Consider the following 3,345-nt stretch of genomic DNA (forward strand, 5'->3'; position numbering starts at 1 on the left):
GATTTTATATTCTGGACCGACTTCTATGGAGGGATTAAAGAAAATTATATAAAAGATGCTTTCGCATTAAAAGTTCGCGAATTGGCCTTGAACTATGGATTACCTAATAAATACCTGCGTAATTCCGCGATACATGCACTTGAAATTGGACTGATCGCCCGGAACTTCTTTACCTATTTACCGGGAGAAAACCTGTTTTCAGACCCAGAATTTCAGAACAACAACCAGCCGGACAATGCAATAGGTATTGGGGGGATATTGCAACCGCCGCCATCCAAATCTTTGGGCCTAAACCTAAAAATTGAATTCTAATGTAAATGATATTAGGAATGAAAACTTTCAAATATACGCTTAGTACAATGTTTATAACCCTCTTTGTGGCAGCTTGTTCTTCAGACTATCTGGACATTAATAAAGATCCCAATAATCCTTTATCCGTTAGCCCTGACCTTATCTTACCTGTTGCGCAGAGCTACTCGGCCTTTATTCAGGAGAGTTTCCAGGGCCAAAATTCCCTGGGAAACTTTATGATGTATAACTGGGCAGAAAGCGAAGGTTCTGTATTCTATGGAGCGGAGTTCCGTTACTTTGTAGACCCTTCGTTTTACAGCCAAAACTTTGATTATACTTATGCAAATGCTTTAAAGCAGTATAGTGCCCTGAATACTCTGGAAGGAGATGAATTTGGTTACTACCGAGCAATTGGTCAGGTAATGGTGGCTTATCACTTTCAACTATTGGTGGATACCTATGGTGATGTCCCTTACTTTGAAGCATTGCAAAGAGGTGGTAATATAACACCAAAATACGACGAGGCTGAAGTAATTTATGACGATCTTATCGTTCAATTAAGCAGCGCTATTAGCCTAATTAATTCAACCGCTTCCAATTCTGCGATTTCCCCAATTATGCCCGGCGTTGATGATGTCATGTTTGGTGGCGATATGGACCTATGGAAAAGATTTGCGAATACCGTAAAGTTGCGGATATTGGTACGGCTTTCAGACTTGCCTGAGAAAGCGGAATATATCAGAAATGAATTTGCTGTTATCGCCGGTGAAGGTTCCGGATTAATGGAAAATGATGTTGAAGTTCAACTTGGGTATATAAATGAAGAGAATAGAATGAATCCAAAATGGTCCGAATTTGGGCAGGATGCCCAGGGTAACAATACGATCTTCAACAATGCTACCTGCGCTACGCCCTTTGTTCTTGATTTTTTAGAGGGAACGCAGGATCCCAGAATCGATTTTATTTATGAAAAACCTGTAACCGGCCACCTGGGTGTTCGACAAGGGCAATTATACAATACGGCCGGAGAAGGTGAATTTGTTTCTGAAAAGGTCTCCAATATGGGGCCAGGTATCTTGCAAGAACCCGGCCAAGCAGCTGTTCTATATACAGCAGCCGAATCGTATTTCAACCAGGCAGAAGCAGCGCTTAAGGGATTGATGCCCGGCGATGCCAAAGTGCTATACGAAAATGGAATTCAGGCTTCATTTAACTATTTAGGTGCAGGCGACGCCTCATCTTATTACAGCCAAAATCTGAATTTGGTTGGCTGGGATACCTCTTCAAATAAGCAGGAAGCTATCATTACCCAAAAATGGCTGGCATTAAATAGTATTGATGCGATCCAAGCCTGGTTCGATTATTCGAGAACGGGATACCCCTCCAACCTGCCTATCTCGGACCTGGCTATCACCTCGGATCGGCCGGTGCGTTTGGCCTATCCATCAAGCGAAATAACGGCTAATGGGGAAAATCTACCGGCGCAACCCAATACTTTTAACGATAAAATATTTTGGGCTAATTAATTTTAAATTAGGTTATTGGAAACAAGAAATTCTAGATTTGTTCAATAAGTATCATTTTAGATGGCTATATTTTTAGCGAATGCGTATTAATTTTCAAGCCTTTTAAGTTCTTTCTATATATTCAAAATTACCTGGGATATCATATTTTTTGTGCTATCACATTCCATCAAATAATAATTGGTGGCATTATAATAGGTTTTCAGGTGGAATTTGTATTTCTCATCCTTTTTCAGTCCTTCATAATCTAACGGAATCATCCCGCCGTCCCAGAGTTTTTCCGTATCATAATCATCAAAATATTTTGCTTCCTTAAATCTACCAAGTAATATATTTTCTTCTCCAAAAGAGTTACTATCATTGAGATGCGTTGTCATATACCGCATATAGTCTTATCGTAAATCATATAACTGTATAATTTGAGATCTTATTTTCTCGTTGGTTACCGTATTTACTCCTAATGATTTTAAAGATTGGATACTACCACTATTATACATCCAAAATGTAACGATAAAAGAGGTCACAAAGTGATAGGCCAGCGAATCATTATAAGGTAGATCATTTTCAAGATGGTTTAGGATGATCTCTGAAGAGGCATTTCCCTCCGTGTGTAGATCGATACCAAATTGTAGATCACTTAAATCGCTATGTAAATCTTCTTTAATGGACTTGAGTATGTTAATTTCAACGGCTATATTTCGCCGCCTTTGGTCCCAATTGTTGACCTGTACTGCGATCGCTATACCAAAGATTAATATGAGGACTTCCCCTATAGCATAGAGCGTGTATTTACCGAATCTTTTGCTAATCAGTAACTCATGTCTTATCCGTTTAAAAAACAGGGCCATAGCAACTATTATTCAAGTGTATTAAGTTCTTCTTCAATATTCGAAATGACCTGGGAAATTTCATTTTCGATATCGAAAAAGTTTTGCAAATAATAAAAAGTTAAATTTTTATATGATTTGACAAAGTATAGATATTCATTATCTTTTTTTAAACCTTCATAATCCAACGGTATCATTGCTCCATCCCATTCTTTTTCTGTCATCGGATCATCATAATAATTAGCTTGGTCAAATCTGCTATTTAGTATATGGTTAATTCCATAAATGCTAGAACTACCGTGAACATTACCCACCATATCCAAGAAATATAATTTAACATCAAACAAATTGATAACCTGATCTCTTATTTTTTCGTTAGTGATCGTATTAATACCTATTGATTTCAATGTGGAGATAGCACCTTTATTATAGATTATAAGGGTAGTTAGATGGGAGGTTAAAAAGTGATAGCCAAGAGAATCGTTATAAGGCCGATTATTTTCAAGTTGCTCTATGATAATTTGTGAGGATGCAATGACTTCTCTAAGAAGAGGAAGGTCATCCTCTCGAAGGGGCACAAGATCTTGCTCTAATCCTGTTTTAATTGACTTAAGTATTGAAATTTCTATGATTTTATTTTGCCGCCTTTCATTCCAATTGTCGGCTTGTAAGGCAAAAAATATCCCAGCGATCAATATTATGAC

The 3,345-nt window shown here is 37.8% G+C and carries 5 protein-coding genes; 2 read left to right on the top strand and 3 right to left on the bottom strand.

Features of this window, described 5'->3' with window-relative positions; translation table 11 throughout:
• Together WBN20_RS05615 and WBN20_RS05620 are read left to right on the top strand one after the other, a co-directional pair.
• On the top strand, positions 1-312 hold a 312-nt coding region (locus tag WBN20_RS05615; protein WP_424281017.1), incomplete at its 5' end, for a hypothetical protein.
• A gap of 17 nt (positions 313-329) precedes the next feature.
• Positions 330-1,817 carry a SusD/RagB family nutrient-binding outer membrane lipoprotein gene (locus tag WBN20_RS05620; RefSeq protein ID WP_424281018.1) on the top strand — a complete coding sequence of 496 codons (1,488 nt, stop codon included), beginning with the start codon at positions 330-332 and terminating at the stop codon, positions 1,815-1,817.
• Positions 1,818-1,930: 113 nt separating this feature from the next.
• On the opposite strand, the gene WBN20_RS05625 is transcribed toward WBN20_RS05620, so the two are convergent.
• From WBN20_RS05625 to WBN20_RS05635, 3 genes are all read right to left on the bottom strand, one after another.
• Positions 1,931-2,191, bottom strand: coding sequence for a hypothetical protein (locus WBN20_RS05625; protein WP_424281019.1), 261 nt, complete (start codon positions 2,189-2,191; stop codon positions 1,931-1,933).
• Between the two features lie 15 nt (positions 2,192-2,206).
• On the bottom strand, positions 2,207-2,662 hold the full coding sequence (locus WBN20_RS05630; RefSeq protein WP_424281020.1) for a DUF6090 family protein: 456 nt from the start codon (positions 2,660-2,662) through the stop codon (positions 2,207-2,209).
• Between the two features lie 8 nt (positions 2,663-2,670).
• Positions 2,671-3,345: hypothetical protein (locus WBN20_RS05635; RefSeq protein ID WP_424281021.1), on the bottom strand; the 675-nt coding region annotated here is incomplete at its 5' end.

It is taken from the genome of Eudoraea sp. (assembly GCF_049665975.1).
Classification (GTDB): Bacteria; Bacteroidota; Bacteroidia; order Flavobacteriales; family Flavobacteriaceae; genus Eudoraea.